Origin of the sequence: Streptomyces cucumeris (assembly GCF_024295805.1) — a bacterium.
Taxonomy (GTDB): domain Bacteria; phylum Actinomycetota; class Actinomycetes; order Streptomycetales; family Streptomycetaceae; genus Streptomyces; species Streptomyces cucumeris.
Genome location: NZ_JANCLX010000088.1, coordinates 1 through 1,161 on the forward strand (window position 1 = coordinate 1; position 1,161 = coordinate 1,161).

The 1,161-nt window shown below is 66.0% G+C and carries 2 protein-coding genes; both read right to left on the reverse strand.

Annotated features, from left to right (window positions below):
• Positions 1–590 (reverse strand): IS630 family transposase (locus tag NMK44_RS41840; protein WP_254753392.1); only part of this gene is annotated, 590 nt, incomplete at its 3' end.
• Positions 587–1,135: a winged helix-turn-helix domain-containing protein gene (locus tag NMK44_RS42355; RefSeq protein WP_308358839.1), complete on the reverse strand. Its 549-nt coding sequence runs from the start codon at positions 1,133–1,135 to the stop codon at positions 587–589. The genes NMK44_RS41840 and NMK44_RS42355, both read right to left, overlap by 4 nt.
• Positions 1,136–1,161 lie beyond the last annotated feature (26 nt).

Below are 1,161 nucleotides of genomic sequence, written 5' to 3' on the forward strand. Positions count from 1 at the left end.
TACTGATCTTTTCGTAAGTTCAGTGGGTGTGCTGGGTGAATGGTCAGGCCGGTGTGGGCGAGAAAGGACCATGGCAGTTGTGGGTTGTGGTTGATGCGGTTGATGCCTTGTTCGGTGGCGTCGGCGACATCGGCGAGGTGGTCGCCGGCGAGGTTGGCGAGTTCACCCTTCTTGAGCGAGGACCACAGCAGTTCCACCGGGTTCAGCTCGGGAGCGTAGGCGGGTAATCGCTCCAGAGTGAGCCAGTCCTGCTCGGCGACCCAGGCGCGCATCGCCCGGCTCCAATGGGCCGACAGGCCGTCCCAGACCAGCACCACTTGCTCGCCGCGGTAGAACGCCTTCATCTGCTCGAGGACTTCGATGAGGGCGGTGGTGTCGTAGCTGCCGGGCTTGAGGTGGAAGCACAGACGGGCCCCGCGTTCGGGATCGGTGGAGTGGTAGCCCAGGGCCCCGGCCATTGACGCCCGCTTCCAGTTCAGGCGATGCCGCAGCAGCGGGGTCCGGCCACGGGGTGCGTAGGTGCGGCGGATCTGAGGCAGCAGGGAGACACCTGATTCGTCGAGGAACACGATCCAGGCACGTGTGTTCACGGCCCCTTTTTGATGCGCGGCCACTCGTGCGCGATCCAGCGGGCGATCTCGGACTCGTCCCGCTCGACCGCCCTGCGCTCGGGACGTTGCAGACTCCATCCGAGTCGGCCGGTCAGCAGTCGCCACACCGACGCCCTCGACAATGGCACCCCCGTTACCTGCTCCACGACGGCGCCGACTCGCTCCAAAGTCCACAGGTCGGCCTCGAAGCCATGAGCCTGAGCTCCTCGCGCCAACGCGGCCCGGACAGTCTCGACCTGGGCGTCGTCCAGCTTGGGCGGGCGACCGGTGGCCGCACGCCGCCGCAGAGCCGGAACGCCGCCTTCCTCCCACACCCGACGCCAACGCCGCACACTCTCGGCACACACACCCACCGCCCGCGCGATCTCTACATTCGAGGCGCCTTCCTCGAACAACTCGACCGCCCGAACACGACGCGCCTCCGCCAACTGAGGCCGCGACAAAGGAGGAAGAGACGAGCCAGCAGCCGAAGGCGAGGGTTGATAAGCCACCCCGAAAGCCTCCCACGCACAACGCCAGCACACCCACTGAACTTACGAAAAGATCAGTA